Origin of the sequence: Nostoc sp. (assembly GCF_036916575.1) — a bacterium.
Classification (GTDB): Bacteria; Cyanobacteriota; Cyanobacteriia; order Cyanobacteriales; family Nostocaceae; genus Nostoc.
Genome location: NZ_JBALGC010000031.1, coordinates 36,512 through 53,097, shown reverse-complemented (window position 1 = coordinate 53,097; position 16,586 = coordinate 36,512). Strand labels below are relative to the sequence as shown.

The window sequence follows — 16,586 nt, the reverse complement described above, 5'->3', positions numbered from 1 at the left end:
TTTAAGAGAAGCCACAGGCGGGGAGAGGTTCTTGAGTTATAATTACCTTTGGTTTTTGAGCAATTGTTTTTTTAGCAATCGTAGAAAGTCGCCCATATTTGTAATAGGCTGCACAAGCACCTTCAGAAGATACCATGCAAGTACCAATGGGTGTTTCTGGTGTGCAAGCTGTACCGAATACTTTGCACTCCCAAGGCTTTAAGACTCCTTTGAGGATTTCTCCACATTTACAAGCTTTATGGTCAGCTACTTTGAGATTAGGAATGGTAAATTTAAGTTCGGCATCAAATTGGGCATATTCAGGTTGAATTTGTAATCCTGAATAAGGAATATCACCCAAGCCACGCCAATCAAAACTATCTCGCACGGCGAAAACTTTATTTATCGCTTGCAGTGCTATTGTATTCCCGCTTTTTTGGACAATTCGGTTATATTGGTTTTCAACTTCACAACGATTTTTTACTAACTGTTGCAATAGCATCCAAATCGATTGGAGAATATCTAAGGGTTCAAATCCTGAGACAACAATTGGCTTATTATATTGTTGGGAAATAAACTCATAAGGGTCAGTGCCAATTACCATGCTGACATGGCCAGGCCCAACAAATCCATCCAGTTGCAAGTCGGGATTATCTAGGAGTGCTTTGAGGGCGGGAATCACGAGGACGTGATTGCAAAACATACTAAAGTTATGAATTTCTTCGGCTGCGGCTTGCAGGATGGTGAAGGCGGTGCTGGGGGCTGTGGTTTCAAAGCCTAAGGCGAAGAAGACTACTTCTTTATCGGGGTTATCTCTGGCAATTTGCAGGCTGTCTAGGGGAGAGTACACCATACGGATGTCTGCACCTTGTGCCTTGGCTTGCAATAAAGTGGTATTAGAACCAGGAACTCGCATTGCGTCACCAAAGGTGGCAAAGATGACGTTATGATTTTGGGAGATTGCGATCGCATCATCTAATCTCCCCTTTGGCATAACGCATACTGGACAACCAGGCCCATGAATTAGTTCAATGGCTTCGGGTAAAATTTCTTCGATGCCATATTTAAATATGGAATGGGTATGTCCGCCGCATACTTCCATGATTTTGATGGGTTTTTCTAGCTGGTTGCATAATTTGGCGATTTCGCGGCGGATGGCTTCAGCTTTTTCAGGTTCGCGGAATTCGTCAACGTATTTCATAAGAAGTGAGGAGTAGTGAGTTTTATGTATCAGTTAATTTCGCTTTTGTGGTAGGAAGTTTTTTTGAACGTAGACGCGGAGCGGCTTGCCGCAGGCTACCACAAAGGACGCAAAGGGCACGAAGAAAGAAAGAAAGGTGTGAATTTTAGACTCTTTCTCTGCGCCTCTAGGCTTCTGCGTAAAACCAAAAAGTAAAACCAAAAAGTCTATTATTTAAATACTAATCTCTGCTTGTGTTGCTGCTAATTCTTGGAAGAGTTGTAATGTTTCTGTGGCTTCTTGTTCATTAATTCGATTCATGGCAAAGCCAACATGTACTAATACCCAATCACCAATACAAGCTTCGGGGGGATGTTGTTCATCTACGATACAAGCAATATTTACTTGGCGCTTAACACCACCAACGTTAACTATGGCTAATTTATGGTTAACGTTGGTAATTTCTATAATTTGTCCGGGGATTCCTAAGCACATTTTTTTATTTTTAAGATAAACTAACCGCAGAGGCACGGAGAAAGCAGAAAGAATTCTTTGTGAGCAAAAGCTTGTCAAATATCAATACTCAATGTATTAATTGTGCGGCTGCAATAACTGCTTGTCCTAAAGATAACCCGCCGTCATTAGCTGGAACTAAGCTGTGAGTGAGTACTTTGATTCCCAATGTTTGTAATCTTTTGCTAACTTGCTCTAACAATATACAATTTTGAAATACTCCTCCAGTTAAAGCTACCTGATTAATCAGATTTTGTTGAGAAAGATGCTTAACCATTTCCACAATTGCATTAGCTAAACCTTTGTGAAATTTGGCAGCTATCACTGGTTGTGGAATTTGCTGCTGTAAGTCATTAAGCAAGGCTTGCCACATTAGACGCGGGTCTATACAATAAATGCTATCTGAAAATATAAAATTAAAAGGATATATTAGCGTTTCTTTATGATTATTTAAGCTGCTCACATCTACTATAGCTTCCATTGCGATCGCAGCTTGTCCTTCATAGCTACATTCATCTCTATAAATACCGATAGCCGCTGCCACAGCATCGAACAACCGCCCCACCGAGGAAGCTGGAGGAGAGTTAATCCCTTTATCTATAAGTTGATTGAGTAGCTTTAGTGGTTTTTTATTCAAAAATTTTACGATTTCTAAATCACTATATTGTTGTTGGCAATCATTCCAAAGGTTAGCAGTTATTAATTGAGCATACGTATTACGCCAAGGCTGATAAATTGCTTGTTCACCACCTACCATTACTATTGGTTTAAATGTTGCTAGTCGCTGAAATTTTCGGTAATCAGCTAAAAGAAATTCTCCGCCCCAGAGTGTACTATCATCACCGTAACCTAAACCATCTAAAGCAATGCCTAATACCGGAGGTGAATCTAGAGGAATACCATTTTCTGCCATGCAAGCAGCGATATGCGCGTGATGATGTTGAATTTGATGAATTTTGATTTGATTTGTATCTGCGAGTTCTTTCCCAAGTTTGCTGGAGAGGTATTCTGGGTGTTTATCAATGGCAATTATTTCTGGTTGATGTTCAAATAAATTTAAGTATAAATTCAAAGTCTCTTGGTAAGCATTGAAAGCCGCACCATTTTCTAAATCTCCTAGATGTTGAGAAAGAATTGCTTCTCCTTCACGTAATAGGCAAAAGGTATTTTTTAACTCACTACCCATTGCTAAAATTTGCGGCACATTCTGAAATCCCGGTGGTAAACTAATCGGTGCTGGTGCATATCCTCTGGCACGGCGAATTGTTTGAGCTTTATCGCCGATAACCCTCACCACCGAATCATCTATCCGATTAATAATTTCTCGATTGTGAAAGAGAAAATAATCAGCAATTGTCCCTAATTTTTCTCTTGCTTCGTCATTATCAATACATTGTGGTTCATCGGCAAGATTGCCACTTGTTAAAACAATTGGGCGATTCATCCGCCGCAGAATTAAATGATGTAAGGGCGTATAAGGTAGCATGAAACCGAGGGTATTTTGCCCCGATGCTATCGATGATGCTACTACTTTTTTACCTGTAGCTTGTAATAAAACAATTGGTGCAGCAGGACTTGTGAATAATTCTTTTTCTTTGGCGTTGACAGTGCAGTATTCTTCAATTACCTTAATATCTCGCGCCATTAAAGCAAAGGGTTTGTGATAGCGTCTTTTGCGCTGACGCAGTTTTTGTACAGCAGTTTCCTGAGTTGCATCACAAGCCAGATGAATACCACCTAACCCTTTAATTGCCACAATCTCACCCTTTTGCAACAGGGTACAAACGGCATCGACATCATCCAGCATGGAAAACATGGAAGCAGTAACCGATTTACCATCAGCGCGTTCTAACCAAGCTGTGGGGCCGCAAGCATGACAAGCTACAGGTTGGGCGTGAAAACGGCGATTTTCAACATTGTGGTATTCCTTTGCACATTCTGAACACATAGCAAACGCAGACATACTGGTATTGCATCTGTCGTAAGGAATGGCACGAATAATACTCAGGCGGGGGCCGCAATGAGTACAGTTAGTAAAAGGGTAACGATAAAAGCGGCTAAAGGGGTCGAATATTTCTTGTTGACATTGCGGACAAGTGGCTGCATCAGGGGTAATTTCTGTTTTCATGGCATTACTGACACTAGTAGAAATCACAAAATTATCAAATTTTAATTCACGTTCATAAATAATTCTTGTTAGTTGATTAATTTTTGCCAACGGTGGACATTCTGTTTGCAATCTGGCAACAAATTTGGTTATTGCTTCTTCACTACCAGATACCCTAATTAAAACACCTTGACCATCATTACAAACATCTCCCAGCAAACCGCAGGCTTTAGCCAGACGATATACAGTAGGGCGAAATCCTACTCCTTGAACAGTACCACGAATTCTAATTTCTTCAGTCGCCATAAAAATCTGACTTTCAAAAATTACGAATTATGAATTATTAAACTGCCACAGCAAAATTCGGTTATTTCCAGAATCAGCTATTATCGCCGTATTGCCACAAATTTTTATTCCGTAACACCAATTTAAGCTATCTCGTTTAGGTAGTCCGAAATTACGATTTTCACCTTTACTTTGAAAACTTATTTGTCCTGCCAACCCATTTGCTACTGCACCTTGCAGTGATAAAATTGATTCTGGTTCTCTCCACCCTAACAAACGAGAATTAGCAGTATCTGCAACTACTAACCAATCCCCAGCCACCCCCACACCATAAGGCATACTCAAGCTACTAGCACTAGGATAATAAAGCCCTTGATTCATTTCCACAGAATCAAAGTTTTGTTGCCCTAAAACTACTGCACAAGGAGTATTATTTTCTGTTGGTATTCCCTGCCAAATCATTACCCGGTGATTACCTGCATCACTGACAACCAGATTTTCTCCCCAAAAGTTGATATCGTGACACCAACGCATACTCGCTGCGGTTGGAGAAGCACCGCCGTTTTCATTGCGAGATATCATATCTGGTTGTCCCAAAACTAAATCAGCAGGTTGACCATTTTCTGTTGGTAATTGATGCCAAATTAATACCCTTCGATTACCAGTGTCAGTAATAAATAGCCGTCCTTGATAATAGAAAACACCATAGGGCCAGTGCATTGTACTGGCAGATACTGCTTGATTTCCTCGATTTGGTTCATTATCGGTAAAATTAACTTGCCCTAATACCAAATCTGCTGGAACATTGCTATCTTCAGGTAAGTTTTTCCAAATCAAAACCCGATGATTCCAAGCATCTGCTACAGCTAATCCTTCGCCGCAAGCACAAATCCCTGTTGGTACACTTAAGGTTGCCCTTCCGGGTGTACTTTTAGCATTTTGTCCCTCATAATAAAAGTCAGGTTGTCCGATTACCCAATCAGCAGGTTGACTATCTTTCGTGGGTAAATTCTGCCATCCCAATAATCGATGATGTCCCGTATCTGATACCCATAAAGGACCAGTTTCTAATACTAAATAAGCAGCACGAGGCCCAAACATTGTTGTCGGACTAGGCGCTACAGGTATCACTAATTGTTGTGGTTCAATAATGTTGCCTAAAATTACCTCTGCACCTTGAGGTGATAGAGGTAATTTTTGAGAAATTTCTGTTGCTTCTGACGGTAATTGTGATATGGGATTAATTCTAATTGGGATATCCATGAACCGCAGATAGACGCTGATAATTATTTAAAATCATTAATGTTTATAAACATGTAACAAAACTAACAATTTTGCATGAAATTTTTATTTTAAATTAAGTAAAAATCTTTAAAAAACTTCCGTATTAATCAATATTAAAATATTTCTGCAAATCTTCAGTGGCTTTTGCTACATAGGGATATTTGTCATGAGTGCGGGATGTACTGAAATGAGAAAGCAATCAAGCATTTTGAGAAAGCAATATGCCTTTTTACTTGCTGAATCTACCGAAATGCTTGCTAAATCTACTGAAATGAGAAAGCAATCAGACATTTTGAGAAAGCAATATGCCTTTTTGCTTGTTGAATCTACCGAAATGAGAAAGCAATCAGGCATTTTGAGAAAGCATTTAGCCATTTTGCTTTCTCAAAACACTAAAATGAATAACGGAATTACACAAATGAGAGACAATTCAGATATATTGAGAAATAAATTTACCTTTTTACTTGCACAAAACACTAAAATGAATGCGCGAAGTCCTGAAATTAAAAAGCAATATAGCCGTGATTTCCTAATCGTCAAGTATATTTGCTGAAATATTACCTTCGCATGATTATTTTTACATTTTTACAAAAACCTTATCCTCCTTAATCTGTACTGGATACGACTGAAGCGAAATATCAGGTGCAGTTAAGCATTCACCTGTCTCTAATTTGTACTGGAATCCGTGGGAAGGACAGGTAAGAATACCATTTTCAATTTTACCCTTTTCTAAAGGAGATCCTAGATGAGTGCAAGCATTACGATAACATTTTACTGTAATACCTTGACGATTTAAAATTAGTGAATTACCAGCAATTTGTACTGCCAATACACTAAATTCAGGAACTTCATCAATAGTTGCTACTTTCATCCAAGTAGAAGTTCTTTTTGAAGAAAATGGACTGATTAAACCAGAATTCACGTTATTAACAGTAGGGTTGTTATTGACTGCAACTACTTTGGTAATTTCAGGACAATGGTTTTTGATTGCCTGTTCTACTCCTTGAGATAAAGTCAAAGTAGAAGCCGGACAACTACTGCAAATTCCGATTAATCTAACTTCTACTGTATCTGGTAGCTTAATTGCCATTAGTTCTATATCCCCATTATGGCTTTTTAAACCTGGGCGAACTTCTTCAAGTGCTGTCTCAACACGTTGTGCCAATGGTAGTTTTGGTGGTTTAACTAATTCGTGATACAGTAGCACTGCATACACTACTTCATCAGTAACAGCATGACGTAAAGCTGACATTGATTCTTGTTTTAGGCTTTTAATTAAACTAGTCAATGCAGCTTTATGCAAAGCTTCAATTGCTCTTTTTAGACCCACTGCTACACACCGTTGGCTTTCATCCCACTCGGATATAATTGCCTCAAAACGATTAATTTCCTGAACTAATTCTTCCAAATTTGGCATAGAGAATTGGGCATGAGGCATGGATATTGAAAAACACCTAACAAATGACTAATGACAATTCACTTCATTTTGAAGTCTTTGAGAAGAAATGGCATAATCATGCCCGTTACTAAGCTAGATAATGTTATTGGTAAGTAGAAGGGAATTGGGGCTTGTGCGAGTAACACTAACAGTAAAAAACCTACAACAATACCAATAGTAGTTTGCTTGACAAAATACATTGGGTCGCGTAGTAGCTTTCCTTTCAAAAATAACTTGACAGAAAACCACCCTATCTCTAACATGTCTTCTCCTAATAATTTGTCAAGAAACTTAAGGCAACAAGCCCTAAGAGGATGGCGGGAATTACACCGGCAGGGGCAAATAATGCACCAAGCATTGCTGAAAACTGATAGCCTATATCTTTTCCAGCTAACAGCATTCCACCAATTGCACCGCCGACCATAGACAAGACTGTTGCTATGATTATCCACACGAATTCTGTTGCTATGTTCAGGTCACCATCTGCTAAACTTGTGAGAAAATCTCTCACACTTGGGTTTGTTAAAATATCTACCATGTTGCTTTGTCCTCCTGATTAAAGTGAAGAGTGAAGAGTTAAGAATTAAATTAGATCCATAACTTATAACTCCTAACCCTTCATTTCTACTTCCACATCTTGTAGCGCTTGTACTACTACCTGTGCTTGTTCAACTTGTTGATATTTCGTAAATATTTCTAAAGCGTCTTGATAGTACATACGCGCTTGCAGAAGATTTTTAGGATTCCCAGCTTCTGGTTTTTCCTGGTCGTCTGGTAAATTGAATAAGGCGTTGGCTTTGTTAGAAATTGTGTTAGCGTATTCTAGAGGTGTATCTTTGGGATTACGCACTTTTAGTGCCTCATCGTAAGCTGCGATCGCCCTTAAATTATTCTCTACAGGATGAGAACTCACTAAATATTGCAAAGCGTTACCTAAGTTATTTTGCAACATCGCATATTCTCTGGGATGGTCAATCAAATTAATATGCTTCAGCGCCACCTCAAATGATTGCACTGCTAACCCTTGACGCAAGTATTCTCGTTCCGATGCTAAAGGCATAGAAAGGTAAGCGATCGCAATATTGTTATATAAAATCGCGTATTCTTGGGGATAATCTTCCCAAGTAAACACCCGCAACGCCTCGTGATAAGCTTGGATGCTGTCACTTATCCGTGCCAAATTGAATGGTACAAGCGACTGCAACACCAGCCCAAAATTCATCTGCGTCTCTGCCACTTCCTCTGGCGTTGCTAATTGTTGTAAAATCGGTAGCGCTTCTTCATAACCTGCTTTCGCTTGCAGCAGCAGTTGGTAATCAGCATCCGGTATTGCCTGTAACGTCCCTGCCATGCCCACTTGCGCCCTGGCTTTCAGCAGGGGATATTCCTCACCACACATTTCATAGGCCCGGTAATATAACCCAACTGCATTTCGCAAGTCTTGGGTAGCTTTGGGCTTTTTTTGAAAGCCCTGTGCTATCTCGATCAGCATCTGGATTTTTTCCTCTGTTGAGGCTGACTCCGATGCAACAGCTGCGATCGCAGCCTTTACCGCTGAATCTGTAATGCTAGGGGTCATAACTCTGCCGTACTCTAGCCAATTGGGAATTGAGTCTGTCAACGCCCACGAATGATCAAGACACGCTTTATGTGTCTAATCACGGGCCATACTGATTTACGCAGGCTTCGAGTCCTTTAGGCGGAATTCCCCTTTTTTGTCTGAGGCTAGGATTAGGGACTGGCGATTAGGGAAGAGTTTTCCCAGTACCCAATACCCAATCCCCAGTCATTAAAATATAAAACACCCTATTTCTAAAATTCTAGGGGGAAATTGCTAATATTAATGTCAGCTTTAAACACCTAATATTTTTAAAATACTTTTTGTATCATCATCTTATACAATTTAAATATTTTTTATTGAATTATTGACATACATAATATTTAGTGTACTTTAAATATTCGCCACGGTATCGTCGAAGTGTAAAATACATTCATCAACTGTAAAACAAGCTCCTTTGAAAACAGACAGTATCTTCTATCGGATTTTTCAAAGTATTCCCAGCACTTTCTTTGAACTGATTAACCAACCGCCCCAACTAGCTAGTGCTTACCAATTTTCTTCAGTAGAAATTAAACAACTGGCGTTTAGAATCGATGGTGTTTTTCTCCCAAATGCAGCAGAACTGCCCATTTATTTTGCCGAAGTGCAATTTCAACCAGATAAAAAGTTCTACTCACGTTTATTTACTGAAATCTTTAACTATCTTGACAAAACCGAATTAACCAACAATTGGCGTGGTGTTGTCATCTTCCCCAACCGCAGCGTTGATACTGGAGATACCGAAAGATATGCAGAATTACTCAACTCACAACGCTTGACTCGCGTCTATCTTGACGAATTAAGCTTAATTGAGGCATCATCAATCGGCATTGAGACAGTTAAACTCATCATTGAACCCGAATCAACCGCGACAACAAGAGCAATCGAAATAGTCAACAGTGCCCGACAGCAAATTTTAGATGTTGCTACTATTAGGGAAATTATACAATTGATAGAGACGATATTAATTTATAAGTTGCCGCGATTGAGTCAGGAGGAGATTGGAAAAATGTTTGGATCAAATGAGTTAAAGCAAACTAGATTTTACCAAGATGTTTTTGCAGAAGGTAAACAAGAAGGTATACAAGAAACTAAGTTACAAACGATACCCCAGTTATTAGGGTTGGGTTTAAGTATTGAGCAGATAGCTCAAGCGTTAGGTTTGGACGAACAAGTTGTTAGGCAAGCTGCACAACCAAAATCCTAAAATAATAGGGTGCGCGAAGGATTAACAGTGCCTTTAATAGAGACGATATTAATCTACAAGTTGCCGCGATTGAGCCAGGAGGAGATCGGAAAAATGTTTGAATTAAATGACTTGAGGCAAACTAGATTTTTCCAAGATGTTTTTGAAGAAGGTAAAAAAGAAGGTTTTGAAGAAGCTAAACAAGAAGCTAAGTTAGAAGTTATACCGCATTTGTTAGCGTTTGGTTTCAGTATTGAGCAGATAGCTCAAGCGTTAGGCTTCGACGAACAACTTGTTAGGCAAGCTGCACAACCAAAATCCTAAAACAACTGATATATAGCTGACGGGGCATAAAATCTAGCGCCCTATATTTTGCTATTTTTGGCTCAGTTAGTGTATGAAAATCTGACGGCTGAAAAGACTCATCACCTCACGCAGATTAACAATTGATAGTAATTGTTATTAATAATTAAAGAGTTTTAATGTGATAACTTCAGCATGTTGAGGTTATTAACGTCAAGACTTAAAAACAAAGGCAGTTTTATTTATACTATTTTGCATTTATGAGATGTGTCACATATATAACAGATATAGCCTTTGAAAATAATCTTGAGATAATTTAACTTCTTGTTAATGATTAATTCTTTTTTAATGAAAGTAAATTAGATAAAAAATATCTTACCATTGAAAAATAAATATTGATAAACAGGTGAGACTTTACAAGCATTATCACCTACATCATGCATGGGAAACAATAGAAAAACAAATAGCCGATGACTAACGTACTATGGCTACAGGGTGGTGCTTGTTCAGGCAACACCATGTCATTTCTCAACGCCGAAGAACCGACAGTCTGCGATTTAATTGCCGACTTTGGCATCAACTTACTTTGGCATCCATCCTTGGGGTTAGAAATAGGCAACAACTTGCAAACAATGCTGTGGGATTGCATTTCTGGCACAATTCCTTTAGATATCTTGGTATTTGAGGGCAGTGTTGTCAACGCCCCTAACGGCACAGGCGAATGGAATCGGTTTGCTGATCGCGCCATGAAAGATTGGTTAGCAGACCTCGCCAAAGTTGCTCATTTTATCGTCGCTGTGGGAGACTGTGCCACATGGGGAGGAATTCCCGCCATGTCACCCAACCCCAGCGAGTCGGAAGGTTTGCAATTTCTCAAGCGTCAAGAAGGCGGCTTTTTAGGAAAAGACTTCTTGTCTCAAGCCGGATTACCTGTAATTAATATACCTGGATGTCCTGCCCATCCCGACTGGATTACGCAGATATTAGTTGCGATCGCTACTGGACGCATAGCAGACATTGCTTTCGACGAACTAAATCGTCCCCAAACCTTCTTCAACAGCTATACCCAAACAGGTTGTACCCGCAACGTCCACTTTGCCTACAAAGCATCAACCGCCGAATTTGGTCAACGTAAAGGATGCCTATTTTATGACTTGGGTTGTCGTGGCCCCATGACCCATTCCTCCTGCAACCGCATCTTATGGAACCGCGTCTCTTCCAAAACTCGCGCCGGAATGCCTTGTTTAGGTTGCACTGAACCAGAATTTCCTTTCTTTGACCTCAAACCCGGAACCGTATTTAAAACCCAAACAGTGATGGGAGTTCCCAAAGAATTACCGCCAGGGGTGAACAAAAAAGACTACGCCTTACTCACAATGATTGCCAAAGATGCTGCACCAGCTTGGGCAGAAGAAGACTTTTTTACAGTTTAGTCATTAGTTATTCGTCCTTTGTCATTTGTGAAAAACCAATGACCAATGACCAATGACTGATGACCAATGACCAATGACCAAACACCAATGACTAATGACTAAGGACTAATGACAAATGACAATTCAATCATTAGACATTTCGCCCGTCGGTAGAGTTGAAGGCGATTTAGATGTCCGAGTTGACATTGATAATGGACGGGTAGTCAACGCCTGGACACATGCGGAACTTTTCAGAGGATTTGAAGTTATCCTCCGCGGTAAAGACCCCCAAGCCGGATTAATTGTTACACCTCGCATTTGCGGCATTTGCGGCGGTTCTCACCTGACTTGTGCATCTTGGGCATTAGATACAGCTTGGGAAACAGAAGTTCCCCGTAATGCAATTTTGGCGAGAAATCTCGGTCAAATTGTCGAAACAATTCAAAGCATCCCTCGCTATTTTTATGGTCTATTTGCCATAGACTTGACCAATAAAAAATACCGAAATAGCCGTTTCTATCAAGAAGCTGTGAGACGCTTTGCCGCCTTCACTGGCAAATCTTACGAACTAGGCATAACAATTTCCGCTAAACCTGTAGAAATTTATGCACTATTAGGCGGACAATGGCCGCATTCTAGCTATATGGTTCCCGGTGGCGTGATGTGCGCCCCTACCCTCACAGACATTACCCGCGCTTGGGCGATTCTAGAATATTTCCGCACTAATTGGTTAGAACCAGTGTGGTTGGGTTGTTCTTTAGAACGCTATGAACAAATCCAGAGTTATGATGACTTCAGGGATTGGCTGGATGAAAACCGAAATCATCGAGATTCAGACTTAGGTTTTTATTGGCGCATGGGTTTAGATATCGGTCTAGATAGATATGGTGCTGGTGTTGGTAAATATGTCACTTGGGGATATTTAGCCCATGAAGATAAATACCAAAAGCCGACTATCGAAGGACGAAATGCGGCGATGATCATGAAAAGTGGAGTGTACGACAGTTTCACACACACTCACACCTTAATGGATCAGTCATTTACCCGCGAGAATACAACTCACTCCTGGTACGATGAAGGGACAGCAGATATTCATCCTAGCGATCGCATAACTTTACCCACTGCAAATAATACAAAAGATTTCGATAACGCCTACTCTTGGGCAAGTGCCGTCCTGCACAAAGACTTCGGACGTTTAGAAGCTGGCCCCTTAGCGCGGCAATTAGTTGCAGGTGGTAAACATGGCGAATCTTGGCAGCACTACGACGGCTTTATCCTCGATGTATTCAAACGCATGGGTGGCGCTAGTATTCATGTGCGCCAATTAGCACGACTTCACGAAATTGTCAAGTTATATCGCCAAGCCGAACACTGTTTACGCGAATTTAAATTAAACGACCCCTGGTATATCAAACCCAAAGAAAAAGATGGTCGTGGTTGGGGTGCAACGGAAGCAGCACGGGGTTCTCTGTGTCATTGGGTAGAAGTAGAGGGCGGTAAGATTAAGAATTACCAGGTGATTGCCCCAGGTACATGGAATATTGGCCCTCGTGACGGTGAAGGAATCCGCGGCCCCATTGAAGAAGCTTTAGTTGGGACACCGATTTACGATTCTAGCGACCCGGTGGAAGTTGGTCATGTGGCGCGATCGTTTGATTCATGTTTGGTGTGTACAGTCCATGCCCATGATGCCAAAACAGGTGAAGAGTTGGCGCGTTTTCGGACAGCTTAGAGGTTGAGTGCATTAGTCATAAATTAAATCAATGAAAGCCCTCATGGAATATAGAGACGACCTACTCCTATGACATTTTCAATATCCAAAATAATTTCCAGAATCCGATCAACACACCGATTGCGATAATCTGGTTCACCTAAGCGCTCAACATTACCAATCGTGACCACAGGTAGCGAATTGAGCGCATTTTCCTCACGCAGCACTTGTTCGAGTGAATCTTCGCCTTCCATATTCCGATTTGCAGTCAATAAAATCATTCGGTTTGTTTGAGCAACTTGCCAAACTACTCGGTCGTTGCTGAAAATCGACAAATCGATTTCTTTGAAGGTGATGAAGTCAATGGAAATTAACTCAAGCCAACCTTGACTCGCAATACTACCCAGTAAAATTCGTGCGTATCCTTCAATGTTGTGGTCGATCAGAAAGTTCATGCTTGTGATTCATGCTTTGCTTTCTGCACCCGGAGCTTCTCCCAAAGAGCTTCTTTATCAGGTTTCAATGGAATCAATGCAATACGGGCAAAGTGTTCACGATTACGGTCTTCCCAGTATTGCCGATTTTCTTCTGCTTGCTTTAAGACAATTTGATACTCTGCTTCAACTTCAGTGTGGTTGGCATCAATGTAAAACATCGCTGCATCGAACTGCTCATCTGTAATCTGAGGAAAGTAATTCCGAAAAAACTGGGGTGGGTGTCCCGTATGGAGGTAGTCCATGAATTGGTACAACGTGATGCGAGTACCTGCAATCGTGAGTCCTCGTTCTGTACGAATAATTTGCGATCGCCCATTTGATGCTAAAGCCATAAGCGTAGCCTCTGGGAAACTAATTTTATAATAGTACTTTACGAAAAAAGCAAGGTGAGCATTAAGTATTTAGGCACTGTTCATAACACCAACAACAGCGATCGCCCTTGCACCACTGTGACAACAAGTCTAAAGTTAGTTTAAAGACTTAGTTTAATCTTATGGAAACTGTAAATATTCATCAAGCTAAAACGAATATCTCAAAGCTGTTGTCACGCGTAGAACTTAGAGAAGAAATAATTACAGCGTTTTTCAGGTAAATGAGGTACACAGGTAGGGGCACAACAATGTTGTGCCCTTACAATAATCTATACCTCACTAAGTTGCAATCTGCTATATTTCCAACCGAGGCATTCCAATCGCCAAGTTAGTTCCGTTTCGCTCCTCATCAAATCGACTCAATAGTTTAGGGCAGGATCAAGGGCGTTTTGTAATGCCAGATTACTTCAATGCCCCTTTGCCAGAAGAAATTTGGGCAGCTAAATCTTGAGATTTTAACCTATGGATCAAGCTAAAAGAGAACGTCTAAAAGCAAAGTGCTGGAAAGTTGGCACAGTTTCAGAATTTTTAGAACTCACACCAGAAGAAACCACCTTAATTGAGATTAAATTAGCGCTCAGCCGTAACCTAAAAGAACGACGACAAAAGTAGATGGGATTAGCGATCGCTCTCTTTTTGGATCAGCGATGCCTACAGCTGGCTACGCCTAAGCATTTGCTATTTCGGCGATCGCTCCATCAACTCTTTTAACCTGTTAACACTCTCAGTACTGAAGCAACTAAGATTCTTGCTTCACAGGGAGTCTAATGCCCAATCCCCAATGCCCAATGCCCTTTTATTCAAAACTCGTAGCGTAACACACTAAAACTTATAGAAACAGTGCGTTAGGCTGGCCTTAATTCACTTCAACAAAACAGAAATTTACAAGGTAAGCTTGTGTCTGATTTAGCGCTACACGAATATTTCCCTCGCGTTCCCGATGCAGCATTGCAAGAATACATAGAATGGTGTGTTTTAGAGCAAGCTCAAGCCGCAGAATGTAACTTTACTCCCGATAGAAGTAAGTTAGATAATTTGCCGCCAGCAGAATACATCCCTAAACTTGTCGATCAGTTCATGAAAGTTAAACCAGACCCAATTAAAGCTGGTCTAGTAGCAGCGATCGCAGGAAAGGAAGCTGACAAACATGCTTTATCTGGTTTAGCGATCGCAGCAGATTTTGTGTCTCTTTATATCAAGTACTTAATTCCTAAAGAAGGAAGTACTAAAGAACAGGCTGAAGAGATATTAACTAAAGTATCACAAGATCAGTATGATAAACTTACCGAAATTGCCAAGAAACATGGTGTAGAGTTCTAGTTTCCTGCTGATAAATTATTTTTCAGAGGCTTTGTCTATATTATTAGTCATAGCCTCTGTTTTAGTCATTTCTCATTGCCTGAATTAGAGCCTACTCGATACCAGTATTCATAAATTGATTTATAGCCGAGTTTTTCATACAGGTTCCGAGCTGGAATATTCGCTTTGACTACCTGTATATAAGAAAAGTAAGCTTCTTTATCAATACCCCATTGAAGCAAACCCTGAATAATTGCTGTTGCATAGCCACGCCGCCTTTGTATTGGACTAGTAACAAGGTCAAATATGCCTAAACAACCACTTTCTAAAACACCCATTCCACAAGCAACAATTTCCTCATTTTGCTTGAATGATACAAACAGTATTTCTGACTGTATTCCTGCCAATATCATATGATGAATACTTGATGGTTGCTCTGCCAAAGCTTTCATTTTATGGTAAGCAACCAACCAATCCTTCAAAGTTTCCTGATTTATAATAGGTAGAATATTAAGTGATCGCTCTGATAATGTCATACCCATTACTAAGGATGGTTCAATTAGTTGATATCCCTTTGTGGCTAGCCGTTCATCTAATACCTCTGGGTTAGTGAACGAGAGCAAGCGGAAAATAGGGTTTTGTTTACGCGCTCGATATTGGGACTCGCAATAGGTAATTTTTTCTTCAATGTCTAAATCAATTTGATCCAGAACTGTCACTGAATTTGCTCGCTTAGTGTAACCATCAGCAAAACGCATCAGCCAACCACGATGGTTGATAGTTTCAAAAGCAGGCCATGCTTTTAATGATATTTCTTCAACTACTCTCTGCATTTGTAACTGGCAATAAATGTCTACCTATTTATTCAACCACTCTTAGTGGAATGGCACTAAGAAAAGCCTAAAAGCTTGTGTAGTTTTAATCTCATTCTATGCTAACTATTATTGGTTGCGGAAATCTCAATCGCAGTGATGACGCAGTAGGCGTAATCATTGCCCAACGCTTACAAAAATATCTCGCTCAAACCCCTCATCCTCATGTGCGTGTTTATGACTGTGGCACCGCAGGGATGGAAGTAATGTTTCAAGCTAGAGGTAGTAAACAATTAGTAATTATTGATGCAAGTTCAACTGGTTCTGAACCGGGTGCTGTATTTAAAGTTCCAGGAAAAGAACTGGAAGCTTTGCCAGAACCTAGTTATAACTTGCATGATTTTCGCTGGGATAATGCTTTAGCCGCCGGACGGAAAATATTTCAGAATGACTTTCCCGAAGACGTGACAGTTTATTTAATTGAGGCGGCAAATCTTGCTTTTGGACTAGAGTTAAGTCCTGTTGTCAAACATTCTGCTGATTTGGTGTTTGCAGAAGTAACCAAATTAATCAAACAGAATATTAAGATTTAGTTAATAATCCAAAATC

At 40.3% G+C, this 16,586-nt stretch carries 19 protein-coding genes and 1 pseudogene; 9 read left to right on the top strand and 11 right to left on the bottom strand.

Annotated elements, in window-relative coordinates:
* Window position 1: 1 nt before the first annotated feature.
* The 4 genes from hypD to V7L29_RS08350 form a co-directional block, all read right to left on the bottom strand.
* Window positions 2-1,180 carry a hydrogenase formation protein HypD gene (gene hypD, locus V7L29_RS08365; protein WP_334692021.1) on the bottom strand — a complete coding sequence of 393 codons (1,179 nt, stop codon included), beginning with the start codon at window positions 1,178-1,180 and terminating at the stop codon, window positions 2-4.
* Between the two features lie 213 nt (window positions 1,181-1,393).
* Window positions 1,394-1,654: a HypC/HybG/HupF family hydrogenase formation chaperone gene (locus V7L29_RS08360; RefSeq protein ID WP_334692020.1), complete on the bottom strand. Its 261-nt coding sequence runs from the start codon at window positions 1,652-1,654 to the stop codon at window positions 1,394-1,396.
* An 88-nt stretch (window positions 1,655-1,742) separates the two neighbouring features.
* Window positions 1,743-4,085, bottom strand: coding sequence for a carbamoyltransferase HypF (gene hypF, locus V7L29_RS08355; protein ID WP_334735132.1), 2,343 nt, complete (start codon window positions 4,083-4,085; stop codon window positions 1,743-1,745).
* Between the two features lie 27 nt (window positions 4,086-4,112).
* Window positions 4,113-5,327 (bottom strand): hypothetical protein, encoded by a 1,215-nt coding sequence (locus V7L29_RS08350; protein WP_334735131.1) that lies wholly within the window; start codon window positions 5,325-5,327, stop codon window positions 4,113-4,115.
* 208 nt (window positions 5,328-5,535) lie between these two features.
* On the opposite strand from V7L29_RS08350, the gene V7L29_RS08345 reads away from it, so the two are divergent.
* Window positions 5,536-5,901, top strand: coding sequence for a hypothetical protein (locus V7L29_RS08345; RefSeq protein ID WP_334692017.1), 366 nt, complete (start codon window positions 5,536-5,538; stop codon window positions 5,899-5,901).
* A gap of 24 nt (window positions 5,902-5,925) precedes the next feature.
* On the opposite strand, the gene V7L29_RS08340 is transcribed toward V7L29_RS08345, so the two are convergent.
* The 4 genes from V7L29_RS08340 to V7L29_RS08325 all read right to left on the bottom strand — a co-directional run bounded on the left by V7L29_RS08340 (window position 5,926) and on the right by V7L29_RS08325 (window position 8,365).
* Window positions 5,926-6,765 carry a NifU family protein gene (locus V7L29_RS08340; protein ID WP_334735140.1) on the bottom strand — a complete coding sequence of 280 codons (840 nt, stop codon included), beginning with the start codon at window positions 6,763-6,765 and terminating at the stop codon, window positions 5,926-5,928.
* A gap of 59 nt (window positions 6,766-6,824) precedes the next feature.
* The gene (locus V7L29_RS08335) at window positions 6,825-7,049 is read right to left on the bottom strand and encodes a hypothetical protein (RefSeq protein WP_334692016.1); all 225 of its coding nucleotides are present in this window, start codon (window positions 7,047-7,049) and stop codon (window positions 6,825-6,827) included.
* Between the two features lie 8 nt (window positions 7,050-7,057).
* Window positions 7,058-7,324, bottom strand: coding sequence for a hypothetical protein (locus tag V7L29_RS08330; protein WP_334692015.1), 267 nt, complete (start codon window positions 7,322-7,324; stop codon window positions 7,058-7,060).
* 72 nt (window positions 7,325-7,396) lie between these two features.
* On the bottom strand, window positions 7,397-8,365 hold the full coding sequence (locus V7L29_RS08325) for a hypothetical protein (RefSeq protein ID WP_334692014.1): 969 nt from the start codon (window positions 8,363-8,365) through the stop codon (window positions 7,397-7,399).
* 436 nt (window positions 8,366-8,801) lie between these two features.
* Here V7L29_RS08325 and V7L29_RS08320 point away from each other — a divergent pair, with 436 nt between their 5' ends.
* The 4 genes from V7L29_RS08320 to V7L29_RS08305 all read left to right on the top strand — a co-directional run bounded on the left by V7L29_RS08320 (window position 8,802) and on the right by V7L29_RS08305 (window position 13,019).
* Window positions 8,802-9,593: an Rpn family recombination-promoting nuclease/putative transposase gene (locus V7L29_RS08320; protein ID WP_334735130.1), complete on the top strand. Its 792-nt coding sequence runs from the start codon at window positions 8,802-8,804 to the stop codon at window positions 9,591-9,593.
* Between the two features lie 9 nt (window positions 9,594-9,602).
* On the top strand, window positions 9,603-9,896 hold the full coding sequence (locus V7L29_RS08315) for an Rpn family recombination-promoting nuclease/putative transposase (protein WP_334735129.1): 294 nt from the start codon (window positions 9,603-9,605) through the stop codon (window positions 9,894-9,896).
* Window positions 9,897-10,345: 449 nt separating this feature from the next.
* On the top strand, window positions 10,346-11,308 hold the full coding sequence (locus V7L29_RS08310) for a hydrogenase small subunit (RefSeq protein WP_334690800.1): 963 nt from the start codon (window positions 10,346-10,348) through the stop codon (window positions 11,306-11,308).
* Window positions 11,309-11,423: 115 nt separating this feature from the next.
* The gene (locus tag V7L29_RS08305) at window positions 11,424-13,019 is read left to right on the top strand and encodes a nickel-dependent hydrogenase large subunit (RefSeq protein WP_334690799.1); all 1,596 of its coding nucleotides are present in this window, start codon (window positions 11,424-11,426) and stop codon (window positions 13,017-13,019) included.
* A 41-nt stretch (window positions 13,020-13,060) separates the two neighbouring features.
* Here the strand turns inward: V7L29_RS08305 and V7L29_RS08300 are convergent, their stop codons facing one another.
* Window positions 13,061-13,453 carry an ACP S-malonyltransferase gene (locus V7L29_RS08300; protein WP_334690798.1) on the bottom strand — a complete coding sequence of 131 codons (393 nt, stop codon included), beginning with the start codon at window positions 13,451-13,453 and terminating at the stop codon, window positions 13,061-13,063.
* A complete protein-coding gene (locus V7L29_RS08295) occupies window positions 13,450-13,827 on the bottom strand; it encodes a DUF433 domain-containing protein (protein ID WP_334735128.1) in 378 nt (125 codons plus the stop codon). The genes V7L29_RS08300 and V7L29_RS08295 overlap by 4 nt, the downstream gene beginning before the upstream one ends.
* Before the next feature lie 161 nt (window positions 13,828-13,988).
* Between V7L29_RS08295 and V7L29_RS08290 the strand changes: the two are divergent.
* The 3 genes and pseudogenes from V7L29_RS08290 to V7L29_RS08280 all read left to right on the top strand — a co-directional run bounded on the left by V7L29_RS08290 (window position 13,989) and on the right by V7L29_RS08280 (window position 15,186).
* Window positions 13,989-14,317, top strand: a pseudogene (locus tag V7L29_RS08290) (type II toxin-antitoxin system Phd/YefM family antitoxin).
* Between the two features lie 11 nt (window positions 14,318-14,328).
* Window positions 14,329-14,478, top strand: coding sequence for a hypothetical protein (locus V7L29_RS08285; RefSeq protein ID WP_334735127.1), 150 nt, complete (start codon window positions 14,329-14,331; stop codon window positions 14,476-14,478).
* A gap of 285 nt (window positions 14,479-14,763) precedes the next feature.
* Window positions 14,764-15,186, top strand: a complete 423-nt coding sequence (locus V7L29_RS08280; RefSeq protein ID WP_334690796.1) for a hypothetical protein — start codon at window positions 14,764-14,766, stop codon at window positions 15,184-15,186.
* Between the two features lie 65 nt (window positions 15,187-15,251).
* Here V7L29_RS08280 and V7L29_RS08275 read toward each other — a convergent pair whose 3' ends face one another.
* Window positions 15,252-15,998: a GNAT family N-acetyltransferase gene (locus V7L29_RS08275; RefSeq protein ID WP_334690795.1), complete on the bottom strand. Its 747-nt coding sequence runs from the start codon at window positions 15,996-15,998 to the stop codon at window positions 15,252-15,254.
* A gap of 98 nt (window positions 15,999-16,096) precedes the next feature.
* Here V7L29_RS08275 and V7L29_RS08270 point away from each other — a divergent pair, with 98 nt between their 5' ends.
* Window positions 16,097-16,570 carry a hydrogenase maturation protease gene (locus V7L29_RS08270; protein WP_334735126.1) on the top strand — a complete coding sequence of 158 codons (474 nt, stop codon included), beginning with the start codon at window positions 16,097-16,099 and terminating at the stop codon, window positions 16,568-16,570.
* Window positions 16,571-16,586: the final 16 nt, after the last annotated feature.